At 72.5% G+C, this 16105-nt stretch carries 12 protein-coding genes and 1 riboswitch; of the genes, 4 read left to right on the top strand and 8 right to left on the bottom strand.

Features of this window, described 5'->3' with window-relative positions; all coding sequences use genetic code 11:
• The first annotated feature begins 182 nt into the window (after positions 1–182).
• Positions 183–464: an HPr family phosphocarrier protein gene (locus tag F0L17_RS20070; protein ID WP_155072139.1), complete on the top strand. Its 282-nt coding sequence runs from the start codon at positions 183–185 to the stop codon at positions 462–464.
• A 188-nt stretch (positions 465–652) separates the two neighbouring features.
• On the opposite strand, the gene F0L17_RS20065 is transcribed toward F0L17_RS20070, so the two are convergent.
• From F0L17_RS20065 to F0L17_RS20050, 4 genes are all read right to left on the bottom strand, one after another.
• Positions 653–1357 (bottom strand): GntR family transcriptional regulator, encoded by a 705-nt coding sequence (locus F0L17_RS20065; RefSeq protein ID WP_155072138.1) that lies wholly within the window; start codon positions 1355–1357, stop codon positions 653–655.
• Positions 1358–1521: 164 nt separating this feature from the next.
• A complete protein-coding gene (locus F0L17_RS28100; protein WP_155072137.1) occupies positions 1522–2433 on the bottom strand; it encodes a M23 family metallopeptidase in 912 nt (303 codons plus the stop codon).
• Positions 2434–2445: 12 nt separating this feature from the next.
• Positions 2446–2619: riboswitch (cyclic di-AMP (ydaO/yuaA leader) on the bottom strand.
• A gap of 210 nt (positions 2620–2829) precedes the next feature.
• The gene (locus tag F0L17_RS20055) at positions 2830–4197 is read right to left on the bottom strand and encodes a M16 family metallopeptidase (RefSeq protein WP_155073914.1); all 1368 of its coding nucleotides are present in this window, start codon (positions 4195–4197) and stop codon (positions 2830–2832) included.
• A 50-nt stretch (positions 4198–4247) separates the two neighbouring features.
• On the bottom strand, positions 4248–5633 hold the full coding sequence (locus tag F0L17_RS20050; protein ID WP_155072136.1) for a M16 family metallopeptidase: 1386 nt from the start codon (positions 5631–5633) through the stop codon (positions 4248–4250).
• A gap of 266 nt (positions 5634–5899) precedes the next feature.
• Here F0L17_RS20050 and F0L17_RS20045 point away from each other — a divergent pair, with 266 nt between their 5' ends.
• The gene (locus F0L17_RS20045; RefSeq protein ID WP_155072135.1) at positions 5900–8347 is read left to right on the top strand and encodes a DNA gyrase/topoisomerase IV subunit A; all 2448 of its coding nucleotides are present in this window, start codon (positions 5900–5902) and stop codon (positions 8345–8347) included.
• A gap of 104 nt (positions 8348–8451) precedes the next feature.
• On the opposite strand, the gene F0L17_RS20040 is transcribed toward F0L17_RS20045, so the two are convergent.
• Entirely contained in the window at positions 8452–9549 is a 1098-nt protein-coding gene (locus F0L17_RS20040; RefSeq protein WP_155072134.1) for a CobW family GTP-binding protein, read from the bottom strand.
• Between the two features lie 157 nt (positions 9550–9706).
• Between F0L17_RS20040 and F0L17_RS20035 the strand changes: the two genes are divergently transcribed.
• Entirely contained in the window at positions 9707–10633 is a 927-nt protein-coding gene (locus tag F0L17_RS20035; protein WP_162466471.1) for a sucrase ferredoxin, read from the top strand.
• Positions 10634–10672: 39 nt separating this feature from the next.
• Here the strand turns inward: F0L17_RS20035 and F0L17_RS20030 are convergent, their stop codons facing one another.
• The 3 genes from F0L17_RS20030 to F0L17_RS20020 all read right to left on the bottom strand — a co-directional run bounded on the left by F0L17_RS20030 (position 10673) and on the right by F0L17_RS20020 (position 15157).
• Positions 10673–12343, bottom strand: a complete 1671-nt coding sequence (locus F0L17_RS20030; RefSeq protein WP_155072133.1) for a sodium:solute symporter family transporter — start codon at positions 12341–12343, stop codon at positions 10673–10675.
• Positions 12340–12864: a DUF485 domain-containing protein gene (locus F0L17_RS20025; RefSeq protein ID WP_155072132.1), complete on the bottom strand. Its 525-nt coding sequence runs from the start codon at positions 12862–12864 to the stop codon at positions 12340–12342. The genes F0L17_RS20030 and F0L17_RS20025 overlap by 4 nt, the downstream gene beginning before the upstream one ends.
• 190 nt (positions 12865–13054) lie before the next feature.
• Positions 13055–15157, bottom strand: coding sequence for a DNA gyrase/topoisomerase IV subunit B (locus F0L17_RS20020; protein ID WP_155073912.1), 2103 nt, complete (start codon positions 15155–15157; stop codon positions 13055–13057).
• 471 nt (positions 15158–15628) lie between these two features.
• Between F0L17_RS20020 and F0L17_RS20015 the strand changes: the two genes are divergently transcribed.
• On the top strand, positions 15629–15859 hold the full coding sequence (locus tag F0L17_RS20015; RefSeq protein WP_162466470.1) for a DUF7455 domain-containing protein: 231 nt from the start codon (positions 15629–15631) through the stop codon (positions 15857–15859).
• The last annotated feature ends 246 nt before the right edge of the window (positions 15860–16105 follow it).

Raw genomic sequence — 16105 nt, 5'->3', positions numbered from 1 at the left:
GGACGCGCACCGGCTCCGGGCCGGGGCCCACCGCCTGTGCGAAGCTGATCGGGAGTTTGGACCGAGCCCGGTCCCGCCCGGTCGGTCCGGTCCGCCCGGTCCGCCCGTCGCGGCCCGGACGGAGCGGCGCCGACCGCACCAGCCCCGACCGACCGAAGCGATCCGATCCGAAGGACAGCACCATGACCGAGCGCCGCGTCACCGTCGGCTGGCCCGAGGGCCTGCACGCCCGTCCCGCCGCGATCTTCGTCCGTGCCGTGACCGCCTCCGGCCTCCCCGTCACCGTGGGCCGGCCCGACGGCGACCCGGTGAACGCCGCGTCGATGCTGTCGGTGCTGGGGCTGGGCGTGGCGGGCGGCGACGAGATCGTGCTGGCCTCGGACGCGGAAGGCGCGGAGGAGGCCCTGGAGCGGCTGGCGAAGCTGGTCTCCGAGGGGCTCGACGAACTCCCCGGCTCCGTCTGATCGCCGTCTGTTTTCCGCCCGCCCGCCGCCCGATTCCCGGCCGGCCGGGCTTCCCCGGCAATTCAACCGACAAGACGGGGGTGATGGCGACGGATTGTGAGCTCCATTGCTTTCTCCGTCGCCCCCCACCGCCCCCGGAATTCCTCGAACGCATTCCCGGCGCGTTCCCCATGTCTATACGCTGTCTGTTACGGGGTGTCGCGCGCCGTGTTTACCGCGTGTTTCGCGTTCCTCACGGCGTTTCTTCGGTGCCCGGTACGGGCGGCCACCGGCCTCTGTTCCCGACGGACGGCGATCGAGCGCTCCACGTGCTCGCTCGCCAGGGCGTGTGCCCGTTCCGCGTCTCCGCGTGCGACCGCGTCCACGATGGCACCGTGCTCCTGCCAGACGGCGGCCGCCCGCACCGGGGGCTCCGCCGCGTAGACCCAGGTGATCTTGCGGCGGAGCTGGGTGAGCAGCGAGGCCAGGGTGGGACTGCCGGACGCCTGGGCCAGCGTCTCGTGGTACCACTCCTCCAACGCCCCGAGGTCGGAGAACTGGCCGCGCGTGACGCGCTGTCGCCCCAGGCGGACCAGCCCCCGCAACACCCTCAACTGGGCCTCGGTGCGGCGCCGGGCGGCCCGGGCGGTGCCCAGCGGTTCCAGGCGGGCGCGGATGTCGAGCAGGTCGACGGCCTCCTGCTCGGTGGGCACGGCGACGCATGCGCCGACATGGCGGCGCGAGGTGACGAAACCCTCCGACTCAAGGGTCCGCAGAGCCTCGCGCACCGGGACGCGGGAGACGCCGTAGCGTCGGGCGAGGAGTTCCTCGGTCAGGCGCGCGCCGGGCGGAAACACCCCGGAGACGATGTCGTCGCGGACCGCAGTGCACACCATGTGCGCGGAAATGCGCATGGCAGGACCTCCGCCGTCGTCTCCGTTTTCCGAAGTTCCGCAGAGTGGAACTGTATTCCACCGGCACGGGTTTTCCGATGCCCCATCGGAAAGAGGCGTGAAACACACGGCCGCGCGCCCCCCGGAGGGGACGCGCGGCCGGATTCCCGCCCGAGGGGCGTGCGTCACACGTCGACGCCCTTGGAGGCCAGGTAGGTGATGGGGTTGAAGTCCGAGCCGTAGTACGCGCCGGTGCGGGCCTCGAAGTGCAGGTGCGGTCCGGTGCTGTTGCCGGTGGAACCGACCGAGCCGATCCGCTGACCGCCGTCGACCTTCTGGCCGGGCGAGACCTTCGTGGCCGACAGGTGGGCGTACTGGGTGTACTTGCCGTCGTCGTGGCGGATGACGATCTGGTTGCCGTACGCGCCGCCCCAGCCGACGGTCACCACGGTGCCCGGGCCCACGGACCGCACGGCGGTGCCGGTGTTGGCCGGGAAGTCGATGCCGCTGTGCTTGCCGGAGGACCAGGAGGAACCGGCCTGCTTGTAGGTGGTGGTGGTGTCCACGCCCGCGACCGGGTCGACGTACCCGGAGGCGGAACGACGCTCCGCGGAGCGCTCGGCGCGGTCGTCGGCGGCCTTGGCGGCGCGCTCCTCGGCGGCCTTCTCGGCCTTGGCTGCCTTGGCGGCGCGCTCCTCGGCGGCCTTCTCCGCCTCGGCGGCCTTCTCGGCTTCTGCGGCCTTCTCGGCTTCTGCGGCCTTGCGCGCGGCGTCGGCGACGCGCTGCTGGGCCTGCGCCTGCGCCTTGATCTCGTCGGCGATCGTGTCGCCGGAGGCGGCGGCCTGGACGAAGCCCAGGGCGTAGGTGCCGGAGCCTCCCTCGGGGGCGGCGATGGCGGGGGTGGCGACGGCGCCGACCACACCGGTGGCGGCGAGGGCGGCGGCGCCGGCGAGGCCGACGCGGGCACGGGTGGCCCGACCGGCGTGGCGGTGCTTCTCGACGAGGGCCTCGGTGGTCTCGGTGAGCTTCCCGGTGGCCCGGGTCAGCGTGTCGTTCAGCTTCTCGGTGAGCTGCGCGGTGGCACGGGTGAACGCCATGAGCGGCGTGCTCCTTTCCTTCCGTGTCGCCTACCGGGTTAGCTGACGGGTTCGGAGCAGGAAGGTCTCCTACGGGCGGGCAGGCCCGATTCACCCCGGATGCCTCGGAAGAGGGCCTCCTTCCGCATCCCTCGCGGAAGGGTGGGTCCCCGGCTCCCCTCGACGGGGATTCGGCGATGGTTGCCGTCGGCCGCGGTCCGCGGTCGCTTCTGACGAGCAACGAGATCGACGCTAAACGGACAAATTTGAGCTAGCAAGCAAATCCGGTCGTTTGTAGCTCATGCCACAGGGACCTCGCCCTGAATGGCCTCAAAGCGGACATAAGGAAGGCCCTTGATGTGACAACCACACCAAGGGCCTTCGCTGTTGGGATCGACCGGGGGCGGCCGACGGCCGCTAGTCCGTGACGACGGTCACCTCTCCGATGCCCAGCTCCCGCACCGGATCGGCGATCTGTGACGCGTCTCCCACCAGGACCGTCACCAGACGGTCCGCCGGGAAGGCCGCCACCGCCGCGGCCGTGGCCTCCACGGTCCCCGTCTCGGCGAGACGGGCGTACAGCCGCGCCTGGTAGTCGTCCGGCAGGTGCTGCTCCACCTGGTCGGCCAGAGTCCCCGCGACGGCGGCCGCCGTCTCGTACCGCAGCGGAGCGACGCCCACCAGGTTCTGCACGGCCGTGTCGCGCTCGGCGTCGGTGAGCCCCTCCTCCGCGAGGGTGCGCAGCACCCGCCACAGGTCCTCCAGTGCGGGCCCCGTCACATCGGTGGCCACCGATCCGTTGATCACCAGCAGGGACGCGCCGGTGCCCTCCGAGGAGGAGCGCAGCACCTGCGCGTACGCCCGCACCCCGTAGGTGTAGCCCTTCTCCTCGCGCAGCACCCGGTCCAGGCGGGAGGTCAGGGTGCCGCCCAGGCAGTAGGTCCCCAGTACCTGAGCGGGCCAGACGCGATCGTGGCGGTCCGGGCCGACCCGGCCGACGAGCAACTGCGTCTGCACCGCCCCGGGCCGGTCCACGACGATCACCCGGCCGGTGTCGTCCGCGGTGATCGGCGGCATGGGCCGGGGGCCGGCCTCGGTGCCCGACCAGCCACCGAGGGTGTCGGCGAGCGCCTTGTCCAGGTCGATGCCCGTGAAATCGCCCACGATCACGACGGTGGCCGTCGAAGGACGCACATGCGCCTCGTAGAAGGCGCGCACCGCGGCGGCGTCGACGCGCTCGATCGTCTCCCGCGCGCCCTGCCGGGGGCGGGAGAGCCGCGAGTCGGACGGGAACAGCTCCGCGGAGAGCGCGATGGCCGCCCGGCGGGCGGGATTGGCCAGCTCGTGCGGGATCTCGTCCAGGCGGTTGCGCACCAGCCGCTCGATCTCGCCCGTCGCGAAGGCGGGGGCGCGCAGCGCGTCGGTGAGCAGGCCGAGCGCCCGGGTCAGCCGGGAGGCCGGGACCTCCAGGGAGACCCGCAGCCCGGGGTGGTCGGCGTGCGCGTCCAGGGTGGCGCCACAGCGCTCCAGCTCGGCGGCGAACTCCTCGGCGCTGTGCCGGTCGGTGCCCTCGCTCAGCGCCCGGGCCATGATCGCGGCCACGCCCTCCTGGGCCCGGGGCTCGGCGTCCAGCGGTGCCGCGAGGTTGACCTCGACGGCCACGACCTTCTGACCGGGACGGTGACAGCGCAGCACGGTCAGCCCGTTGGGCAGCTCACCGCGCTCGGGGGCCGGGAACGCCCACGGCCTGGGCTCGCCGCCGCGGGGTTGGGGGTGGAACTCCATCGAGACGCCGTTTCGGGGCTGGTCGGTGGCGGGCTGGGCAGTGGCGTCGCTCACTGAGCGGCCTCCTGATCGTCGTGGGCGGCGGTGTCGGAGACGGTGGCACCGTCGGCCATCTCGGCCGCGGTGTCCGGCGCGGTCCCCTGCGTGGGCTCGTAGACCAGCACCGCGCGGTTGTCGGGGCGCAGGCGGGCGGCGGCCACCTCGCGCACCTCGTCGGCGGTGACCTGGAGCACCCGCTCCACGGCGGTCAGGGCGAGCTGGGGGTCGCCGAAGAGCACGGCGTAACGGCACAGCTCGTCGGCGCGACCACCGACCGTGGCCAGCCGGTCCAGCCACTCGCGCTCCAGCAGGGCCTGGGCGCGCTCCATCTCCTCGGGGGTGGGCCCCTCGGCGGCGAAGCGGGCCAACTCCTCGTCGACGGCGGTCTCGATGGCGGCGATCTCCGCGTCGCCGGAGGTCTTCACGTCCAGCCAGCCCATCGAGGGCGCGCCCGCCAGCCGCAACATGCCGAAGCCGGCGGTGACGGCGGTGCGGTCACGGCGGACCAGCCGGTTGTGGAGGCGGGAGGACTCGCCACCGCCGAGCACCGTCAGCGCCAGGTCGGCGGCGTCGGCCTCGCGGGTGCCGTCGTGCGGCAGCCGGTAGGCGGCCATCAGGGCGCGGGAGGGCACCTCCTCGTGGAGGGTCTGCCTGATCTCCTCGCCGATGACGTCCGGCAGGGTGCCGTCGCGCGGCGGCCGCTTGCCGTCGTGGGAGGGGATGGATCCGAAGTACCGCTCGATCCAGGCGAGCGTCCGTTCGGGGTCGATGTCGCCGACCACCGCCAGCACGGCGTTGTTCGGCGCGTAGTAGGTGCGGAAGAAGTCCCGGGCGTCCTCCAGGGTGGCCGCGTCCAGGTCCGCCATGGAGCCGATCGGGGTGTGGTGGTACGGGTGCCCCTCGGGGTAGACCATCGCCGTCAGCCGCTCGAAGGCCGTTCCGTAGGGCACGTTGTCGTACCGCTGGCGGCGCTCGTTCTTCACCACGTCGCGCTGGTTCTCCATGGACTCCTCGTCCAGGGCGGCCAGCAGCGACCCCATGCGGTCGGCCTCCAGCCACAGCGCCAGTTCCAGCTGGTGGGCGGGCATCGTCTCGAAGTAGTTGGTGCGCTCGAAGCTGGTGGTGCCGTTGAGCGAGCCCCCGGCGCCCTGCACCAGTTCGAAGTGGCCGTTCCCCTTCACCTGGGCCGACCCCTGGAACATCAGGTGCTCGAAGAGGTGCGCCAGCCCGGTCCGACCCTCGACCTCGTGGCGCGATCCGACGTCGTACCACAGGCACACCGCGGCCACCGGCGTCTGGTGGTCCTCGGAGAGCACCACGCGCAGGCCGTTGGTCAGGCGGTGTTCGGTCGCTGTCAGGCCACCCGCGGTGGGCGGGGGCGAGGCCGTGTGAGCCATGGGCAGGGAGTCCCTTCGATCGCGATCGCGGGCGCGTCCTCACAACGCGTGTGTGGTCACTGTATGCAAGCGACCGGACAAAGCGCGAAGTTCCCGTACGGTTCGGGGCGGGGACCCGGCTGTCAGAGCCGAGGTCCACAATGGGCACCGTTCGTTCGCCGCCCTCCGTAAGGGCGCGCGGGCACCACCCACCCGCGCCGACGAGCCGGAACGCCCGAGCACCGAACGAAATACCGACCCGTAGCACCGAAGGAGTCGCAGCCGCGATGGCCCGCCGCAGCACGAAGACCCCGCCCTCGGGGGGAGAGTTCGAGGAACGCATCCTCGACATCGACGTCGTCGACGAGATGCAGGGCTCCTTCCTGGAGTACGCCTACTCGGTGATCTACTCGCGCGCCCTGCCCGACGCGCGCGACGGCCTCAAGCCGGTGCACCGGCGGATCCTGTACCAGATGCACGAGATGGGACTGCGGCCCGAGCGCTCGTTCGTCAAGTGCGCGCGCGTCGTCGGCGAGGTGATGGGCAAGCTCCACCCGCACGGTGACAGCGCCATCTACGACGCGCTGGTCCGCATGGCGCAGCCGTTCTCGATGCGGCTGCCGCTGGTGGACGGGCACGGCAACTTCGGCTCCCTGGGCAACGACGACCCGCCGGCGGCGATGCGCTACACCGAGTGCCGCTCGACTCCGGCGGCCGGCCTGATGGTGGAGTCGATCGACGAGGACACCGTCGACTTCGTGCCCAACTACGACGGCAGCGAGTCCGAGCCCGCCGTACTGCCGTCCGCCTACCCGAACCTGCTGGTCAACGGCGCTTCGGGCATCGCGGTCGGCATGGCCACCAACATGCCCCCGCACAATCTGGGCGAGGTGATCGCCGCCGCCCGGCACCTGATCAAGCACCCCGGCGCGGACCTGGAGACGCTGATGCGCTTCGTGCCGGGTCCCGACCTGCCCACCGGCGGTCGGATCGTCGGTCTGGAGGGCATCAGGGACGCCTACGCCAAGGGTCGCGGCACCTTCAAGGTCCGCGCCACGGTCTCCGTGGAGAACGTGACCGCGCGACGCAAGGGCCTGGTCGTCACCGAACTGCCCTTCAACGTCGGCCCGGAGAAGGTCATCTCCAAGATCAAGGACCTGGTCAACGGCAAGAAGGTGCAGGGCATCGCCGACGTCAAGGACCTCACCGACCGCGAGCACGGGCTGCGCCTGGTCGTCGAGATCAAGAACGGCTTCAACCCCGAGGCCGTGCTGGAGCAGCTCTACAAGCTGACGCCGATGGAGGAGTCCTTCGGCATCAACAACGTGGCCCTGGTCGACGGACAGCCCCTGACGCTGGGCCTGAAGGAGCTGCTGGAGGTCTACGTCGACCACCGCTTCGAGGTGGTCCGGCGGCGCAGCGAGTTCCGGCGCGGCAAGCGGCGGGACAGGCTGCACCTGGTCGAGGGCCTGTTGGTGGCGCTGATCGACATCGACGAGGTCATCCGCATCATTCGGTCCAGCGAGAACGCCGCGCAGGCCAAGGAGCGGCTGATCGAGCGCTTCGGGCTCTCCGAGATCCAGACGCAGTACATCCTCGACACACCGCTGCGCCGGTTGACGAAGTTCGACCGCCTGGAGCTGGAGGAGGAGCGCGACCGGCTCAAGGCCGAGATCGAGGAGCTGACGCGCATCCTGGAGTCCGACGCCGAGCTGCGGAAGCTGGTCTCCTCCGAACTGGCCGTCGTCGCCAAGAAGTACGGCACCCCGCGCCGCACCCGGTTGCTGTCCTCGGCGGACGTTCCGGTGGCGGCCGTACCGCTCCAGGTCGCGGACGACCCGTGCCGGGTGCTGCTGTCCTCCACGGGGCTGCTGGCCCGCACCGCGAGCGGCGATCCGGTCTTCGACGCCGACGCCAAGCGCCGCAAGCACGACGTGGTCGTCTCGGCCGTTCCGGCCACGGCGCGGGGCGAGGTGGGAGCGGTGACCTCCGCGGGGCGTCTGCTGCGGTTGTCCGTCATCGACCTGCCGCAGCTGCCGGAGAACTCCCCGCCGAACCTGGCGGGCGGCGCGCGGTACACGGAGTTCCTCTCCCTGCGGGAGGGCGAGGAACTGCTCTGCCTGGCCACTTTGGACGAGTCGTCGCCGGGGCTGGCGCTCGGCACCGAACAGGGCGTGGTCAAACGGGTGACGCCCGACTACCCGGCCAACAAGGACGAGTTGGAGGTCATCACCCTCAAGGAGGGCGACCGGATCGTGGGGGCGGTGGAGCTGCGCACCGGCGAGGAGGACCTGGTCTTCGTCACCGACGAGGCCCAGTTGTTGCGCTTCCCGGCCGGGCAGGTGAGGCCGCAGGGCCGCCCGGCGGGCGGCGTGGCGGGCGTCAAACTCGGCCAGGGCGCGAAGGTGATCTCCTTCACCGCCGTCGACCCGGCCTCCGACGCCGCGGTGTTCACCGTCGCGGGCTCGCGCGGCACGCTGGTGGACGCACCGGGCACGGCCAAACTGACACCGTTCGACCAGTATCCGCGCAAGGGCCGGGCCACGGGCGGGGTCCGCTGCCAGCGCTTCCTCAAGGGCGAGGACTGTCTCGTCTTCGCCTGGGCGGGCGCCGCCCCCGCCCGCGCGGCGGACGCCAAGGGCTCGCCGGTCGAGTTGCCGGAGCCCGATCCGCGCCGTGACGGCTCGGGGACTCCGCTGGCCAAGCCCGTCTCGGTGGTCGCCGGGCCGGTGTGACGGAAGGGCCCGACTCGCCGCGGTCGTTCACGCGGCGAGTCGGGCCCTTTCGACCGGAAGTCGAGCGACCGCTCGACGCGGTGGTGTCCGTGGGCAGGACGCGCTCACGGAAGGGGGTCCCAGGCCGTGTCACCGACGTCCCCGCTGCTCCACACGTAGCGCAGGACTCCCCACATGCTGTCGGGGCCGGCGTCCTCGGGCGCGCCGGCCGCCGTGCAGGACGCCAGTTCCTTCCGCACGGCCTCCGCGTCGATGCCGGAACCGATCAGCACCAGCCGGGTCAGGCGCGGCTCCCCGGGCCCCCACGGACCGGGGTCGAAGCGCAGGAAGCGGCCGACGGCGTGTACCCCGAACCTCTCCCGGTGGCCGGGCACCCCGAAGTGCACGAAGCCCTTGATCCGGTACAGGCCGTCGGGCCTGCCGTCGAGGAAGTCCATGAGCCGCCGCGGGTCCATGGGCTCGTCCGTGGTGAACTCCACGCTCTGGTAAGCGGTGTGCGGATGTCCGTCGTGCCCGCCGTCGCCGCGGCCGTGTTCGGCCTCCCGCACCTCGGCCCACACGTCCTCGAGGGAGAGCTGCCGGAAGCCGTTCCCGTCGTCCCTCCGCTCCTGCCGGTCGAACAGCAGCTCGGGATCGACGCGCCCGTGGACGGCGGGGACGACGGGGGCGCCCCGGCACAGCCGCCGCAGTTCGTCCGTCAGCGCGGCCCGCTCGGCGTCGCCGACCCGGTCCGCCTTGTTGAGCACCACCAGGTCGGCGATCCCCAGATGGCGGTCGATCTCCGGGTGCCTGGCCCGGGTGGCCTCGAACTCGGCGGCGTCGACGACCTCCACCAGCCCGCCGTAGACGACGTTCTCCTCCTCGCCGGCGAGGATCATCCTCACCAGGGTCGCCGGTTCGGCCAGGCCGCTGGCCTCCACCACGATGACGTCGATACCCGCCGACGGCCGCGCCAACCTGCCCAGCATCTCGTCCAGGTCGCCGGTGTCCACGGCACAGCACAGGCAGCCGTTGCCCAGGGAGACCATCGAGTCGACCTGTCCGGCCACCGTCATGGCGTCGATCTCGATGCTGCCGAAGTCGTTGACGACCACACCGATGCGGGTGCCGCCGCTGTGCGCCAGCAGGTGGTTGAGCAGGGTGGTCTTCCCCGCGCCCAGGAATCCGGCGAGGACGAGGACCGGGATCCGCTTCGTGGCCAAGCTCGCGCCTCCGTCGTGCGGCGTGCGGGTGTACGTCGTGCGGTTCCGGCCGTGCCGGAACGGCTGACGATCGTAGTCGACGCCCCGGTCCCGCCCCGCCCCTCCCCGGCAGCGCGGCGGGAGACCGCGGGGAGCGGCGGGAGTTAGGCTCGCCCGTGTGAACAGCTGCTCGACCACCTCGTACGCGCTGGCCGAACCGCTCCTGGCCACGGCCTCGACGGCACGCACCTGGCTGCTGGTCGAGCAGGCCGGCCCGTGGGGGGCGAAGGCTCTGACCGAGAGCCGGCTCGATCCCGCGCTCGGCACCGCGCTGCAGCGGGCCGCCAAGGGCACCGGAGTGCGCGTGGCGCTGATCCGGCGCCCCGGCCGTCGCCCCGACGGGCACCGGGCCACCGGGACCGACCGGGAGCGCCGTCGGGTCTACCTCGCCCACACTCTCCCGAACCGCTCCTGGGTGCGCGCCGGTCTCCTCGACGGCCTCGACGAGCTGTGGGACCTCGACGCGGCCGCCATGGCCGCCCTCGGCGCGGGAGACCACGGCGGTCTGTGGGAGCCGTACGACGGCGCCCCGCTGGTCCTGGTGTGCACCAACGGCAAACGTGACCGCTGCTGCGCCCTGCTCGGTCGTCCGCTCGCCGCCGAACTCCACGCCTCCGGCGCCGGTGAGGTGTGGGAGGTCAGCCACCTCGGCGGCCACCGTTTCGCCCCCACGCTGCTGGTCCTGCCCCACGGCCATGTGTACGGCAGGCTGAGCGGCCACGCCGCCAAGGCCGTGCTGGAGGAGGCGCGTCGGGGACGGGTGGTCGTGGAAGGCTGCCGCGGCCGGTCGGCCTGGGAGCGCCCCGGCCAGGCCGCCGAGCTGGCCGTCCGCGAGCTGACGGGCGAAACGGACGCCGACGCCCTGACGGTCGCGGACACCGGTGGCACCGCTCCGGTGTGGGCCGTCGACGTCACGCACCGCGACGGCCGTGCCTGGCGCGTGACGGTCGCCGAGAACTCCGACGTGCCGCCCGTGGCCGCCGGCTGCGGTGTCGAGCCCGTCGCCCAACCCCGGATGACGGTCACGGCGGTCGTCCCGCTCTGAGCGCCCCGCCGCGCGGCGGGCGGGGCGGGGCGGGTTCCGTCACACCGCGCCCGTCCCCGTCAACGCCCGTACCTCCGTCTCGGCGTGACCGACCGCGCCGGCCGCCTCCCGGCGGGAGAGCAACGTCCCCGACAGTCCCGCGAGGAACCCGATCGGGACCGAGACCGGAGCCGGGTTGCACAGGGGGAAGACGGCGAGGTCCAGCTCGGGCAGGAGGGCCTGCGGATGGCCGGAGACGAGCGGGGAGAGGATCGTGAGCCCGACGGCGGAGACGAGCCCGCCGTGGAGGGCCCACCGGGCGCCGCGCGCGGTGAAACGACGCCAGAAGAGCGTGTACAGCAGCACGGGGAGGTTGGTGGAGGCGGCCACCGCGAGGGCCGAGCCGAGGACGAGGACGGGGCCCGCCTCCCCCAGGAGCGCTCCCGCGGCGACGCCCGCCGCGGTGACGCCCATGGCAGCGGCCCGAGCGGCCGGGACCTCGCTCCCGGACCGTCCGCCGCCGAAACCGGCCCCGGGGCCGCGACGACGGCGGGCGAGGGAGGACCGGGCGCCCGTCGAGACGGGGAGGCGCAGGTCGCGGACGACGGAGGCGGCGGAGGCGAGCGCGGTGCCCGCCACGGCGGCCGCGGTGGCGGTGAGGCAGACCACGACGACCGCCGCGGGCAGCACGGCTCCCCCGGCCGCCCCCACACCGCCACCCGCCTCGGCGACCAGCAGCGGGACGGCCGCGTTCCCGGGTGCGGCCGGACCGTTCCCCACCGGCCCCGCCGCACCGCCCGTGACACCGGCGGCCGCCGCGCCGAGGCCGAGCACCACCGCGGCCGGGCAGAGCAGCCCGACCGTCCCGGCCGACCACACCGCCGAGCGGCGGGCGGCCCGGGCGGTGGGAACGGCGGTGAGCCGGGCCAGGACGTGGGGCAGTCCGGCGGCGCCCAGGACGAGCGCCAGTCCGAGGGCCACGAGATCCGCCTTCCCGGCCCCGCCGCCGTCGTGGCCCGGGAAGAGGGAGAGGACGTCCCCGTCGCCCGACCCGGCCGCCGCCACGGCCGCCGACCCGACCGACGCGTCCGGGCCGGTACCGGTCCACGGCGGCGCGAACACGGCGAGCGCGCAGACGCCCACCAGGAGCGGGACGGTCACCGCGGTCAGGATGCGCGTGGTCGTGCGCATGCCGCCGTACACCCCCCGGAGCACCACCAGCGCCCCCGCGCCGGCGGCGACGCAGAGCACCGGCCCCTCGGGTTCCGCGCCGACCGTGAGCAGCCCCACCAGGGCGATCGCACCGGCCGTCTGGGCGGCCACACAGAGCACCGAGACCGCGACGGACACCACGCCCGCGGCGGTGCGGACCGACCGTTGCCCGAACCGGAGCACGACCACGTCGGCGAGGGTGAACCGGCCGCAGTTGCGGACGGCCTCGGCGACGAGGAGCAGGACCAACGGCCAGGCGGAGAGAAGGGCGGCGGCGCAGAGCGGTCCCGCCGGGCCGCCGAGCGCGGCCGCCCCGGCGAGGGGGAGGAGGACCGCGGCCGAGGGGTGTTCCCCGGCCGCGGCCAGACCGTTCTCCGCCGGAGAGAGCAGCCGCCCACCCGTCTGGTACTCCTCCAGGGTGCCGTGGCGGCCGACGCCCGTGCGGCGCGCGAGCACCAGGACGGCGACGGCCGACGCGCACAGCAGCAGGAGCGCCGGGAGCGGTGGGACGACGGTCATCGGACCGGCTCCCCGGGCTCCCGCGCCCCCGGGGCGCCGGAAGCCCGGCGGTCGGCCGAGCGCGCCAGGTCCTGGGCGTACCAGCGCAGCTCGAGCGCCGTCCCGTCCCGGTGCAGCCGCGCGTGCCCCAGGTAGGCCCGGACCACCACGAGGGCGATCACGGGTTGTGCGAGCGCGGCGAGCGTTCCGACCGTGAGCGGACCGCCGCCCGGCGCGCGGGCCATCAGACCGGGAGCGGCGACGGACGCGACCGCGTACGCCAGGTGACCGAGCAGGAGGCATCCGGCGGCCGGAAGGACGAAGCGGCGGTGGCGACGACGCATCTCCTCGAAGGCGGCGCTGCGGTGGACGGCCAGGCGGGCGGCGGTCCGGGCCGCCGCACGGGCGTCCGCGTGGCTCCCCGCGCCGCCGTTCGACCGTGTCCGAGCGGTCTCGACGCCCGGTCCGGGCGCCGGGAGACCGCCGTCCCCCTCGCCCCGGCCGGAGGCGAGTGTGTCGTGCCAGGGATCGTCGATGCGCATGCCCCAGGATGGGCAGGCTCCCGCCCTCCGGGGCGGGTGAATCGGGACTCTTCACCCCTTCAGGGGTCTGCCGGGCGGGTGGGGCCCTTCCCCGCGCCCCGTGCCCGCCCCGGTCGGTTCCTCCGGGACGGGCACGGGCACGGACACGGGTCACGGTCCGACGCCGGGCGACGGACCGGGACGCGTCCGCTCAGACGTCGATCCGGGACCGGTCCAGCGTCGCCGCCGAGGTGGTGATGAACTCCTTGCGGGGCGCGACCTCGTTGCCCATCAGCAGGTCGAAGGTCTTCTCGGCGGCCTCCAGGTCGCTGATGTTGATGCGTCGCAGGGTGCGGTGACGCGGGTCCATCGTCGTCTCCGCCAACTGGTCGGCGTCCATCTCGCCCAGGCCCTTGTAGCGCTGGATGGACTCCTTGTAGCGGATCCTCTTGCTCTGGAGCTCCAGCAGGGTCTGACGCAGCTCGTTGTCGGAGTAGGTGTACAGGTACTTGCTCTGTCCCCGCTTGGGGTTGATCAACTCGATCCGGTGCAACGGCGGCACCGCGGAGAAGACGCGTCCCTGTTCGACCATCGGACGCATGTAGCGCTGGAAGAGCGTCAGCAGCAGGCAGCGGATGTGCGCGCCGTCGACGTCGGCGTCGGCCAGGAAGATCACCTTGCCGTAACGCGCCTGGTCGATGTCGAAGGTCCGGCCGGACCCCGCTCCTATGACCTGGATGATCGCGCCGCACTCGGCGTTCTTCAGCATGTCCGAGACGGACGACTTCTGAACGTTGAGGATCTTGCCGCGAATCGGCAACAGCGCCTGGAACTCCGAGTTCCGAGCGAGCTTGGCGGTGCCCAGCGCCGAATCGCCCTCCACGATGAACAACTCGCTGCGCTCGACGTCGTCGCTGCGGCAGTCGGCGAGCTTGGCCGGGAGGGAGGAGGACTCCAGGGCCGTCTTGCGGCGCTGCGCCTCCTTGTGCTGGCGGGCGGCGATACGGGTGCGGGCCGCGGCGACGGCCTTCTCCAGCACCGCGCGGGCCTGCTGCTTGGCGTCGCGCTTGGTGGAGGTCAGGAACGCCTTGAGCTCCTTGGAGACGACCTGGGCGACGATGCGGGAGGCCGCCGAGGTACCCAGGACCTCCTTGGTCTGCCCCTCGAACTGCGGTTCGGCCAGCCGTACGGTGACGACCGCCGTCATGCCCTCCAGAGCGTCGTCCTTGACGATGTCGTCCTCGGCGACGCGCAACAGCTTGGTGGAGCGCAGCACCTCGTTCACCGTCCGGGTCACCGCCCGCTCGAAGCCGGCGACGTGGGTGCCGCCCTTGGGCGTGGCGATGATGTTGACGAACGACCTGACGGTGGTGTCGTAGCCCGTGCCCCAGCGCAGCGCGACGTCCACCCCCAGTTCGCGGGTGACCTCGGTGGGGATCATGTGACCGCGCTCGTCCAGGACGGGGACGGTCTCCTTGAAGGTGCCCTGGCCCGTCAGGCGCAGCACGTCGCAGATCGGCCTGTCCTGGGCGAGGAACTCGCAGAACTCGCTGATCCCGCCGTCGTAGTGGAAGACCTCCTCGACGGGCGGGGCGCCGTCGATCCCGCGCTCGTCGCGGACGACGATCGTCAGGCCGGGCACCAGGAAGGCCGTCTGGCGGGCGCGGGCGTGCAGGTTCTCCAGGGAGAGCCGGGCGTCCTTCAGGAAGATCTGCCGGTCGGCCCAGTACCGCACCCGGGTGCCCGTCCGGCTCTTGGGAATCTTCTTGTCCTTGCGCAGACCGCTCGCCGGATCGAAGGGGGCGTCGGGGCCGGACTCGGTGAAGATGCCGGGGACCCCGCGCCGGAAGCTGATGGAGTGGGTACGGCCACCGCGGTCGACCTCGACGTCGAGCCGGGCGGACAGGGCGTTGACGACGGAGGCGCCGACACCGTGCAGGCCGCCGGAGGCGGCGTACGATCCGCCGCCGAACTTGCCGCCGGCATGCAGCTTGGTCATCACGACCTCGACGCCGGACAGGCCCGTCTTGGGCTCGACGTCGACGGGGATGCCGCGGCCGTTGTCCCGCACCTCGACCGAGCCGTCCTCGTGGAGGACCACCTCGATGTGGTCGCAGTGCCCTCCGAGCGCCTCGTCGACGGAGTTGTCGATGATCTCCCAGAGGCAGTGCATGAGGCCCCGGCTGTCGGTCGAGCCGATGTACATGCCGGGCCGCTTGCGCACCGCCTCCAGCCCTTCGAGGACGAGCAGGTGCCGCGCGGTGTAGTTGGAGCCGTCACGGTCCGCACCGGTGAGCAGGGCGGTGGACGGCATGGGGTTTCCCCTGCCGGAGGCCAGGGGAGTCTCGGCGGTCACGCGGTTCGCTCCTCGCTGAATTTCGCTGGGGATGGCTGTCTTGCGGGTCAGAGGGTACCGAGGCCATGGAGAGGCCAGGTGAAGCCACCCAGGAGAAGCTCCATGCTAGACCAGAGTCGACCACGCGTTCGATAACTCGTCCGGGTGACGTGTACATCACGTTCCCTTCCGGGCATGAACCATCTAGGCTCCGGGCACGTCCTCAGGAACAAGACCGGGACACCGGCCCCGGAGGAGACAACCGAACAGACGGCATGACGACAGAAAAGATCAAAAAATCTCTGTAAACGGCTCATTCGCCGCCAAACCGGCAACATGTCAGCCACCTCACAGAGAGTTTTTCGAGGAAAAGCCACGAGCGGGAACGTTTTCGGCCTGGTTGGATGTTGACCCTGGTACGACAGCTCGTCGAGCTAGAGAAGAGGCGACGTGACTACTGTTCTGACCCCCGCGAGCCCGCTGACGGCCGCTGACCGCTGCGACCGCTGCGGCGCCCAGGCATACCTGCGTGTGGTGCTCGTCAGCGGTGGGGAGCTGCTGTTCTGCGCCCACCACGGCCGCAAGTTCGAGCCGGAACTCAAGAAGATCGCCGCGGAGATACAGGACGAGACGGAGCGGCTCAACGCCGCTCCCGGTACCGCGGGCGACAGCGAGCGCTGACGGCCGACCCGCCGCCTCGGCGGCGACCGCGTCCCGTATCCGACTCCGACGAGCTCGGACCGGCCCAGGGCCGGACGCGACGGGCGGTCGCCCTCCCACAGAGGGTGGCCGCCCGTTCCGATCGACTCTCCGTCGGCGCGGACACTTTCCCCTGGCACCGTCCGGTGCCGGGGCTTTTTGCGTTCGCGGCCTCCTCACGCCTCCGGGGGCGCGGTGGCTCGTGGAACGGGGCGACACCCCGTCGCG

Origin of the sequence: Streptomyces taklimakanensis (assembly GCF_009709575.1) — a bacterium.
GTDB lineage: Bacteria > Actinomycetota > Actinomycetes > Streptomycetales > Streptomycetaceae > Streptomyces > Streptomyces taklimakanensis.
The sequence above is the reverse complement of the archived record's forward strand: the minus strand, read 5'-3'. Positions and strand labels throughout refer to the sequence as shown.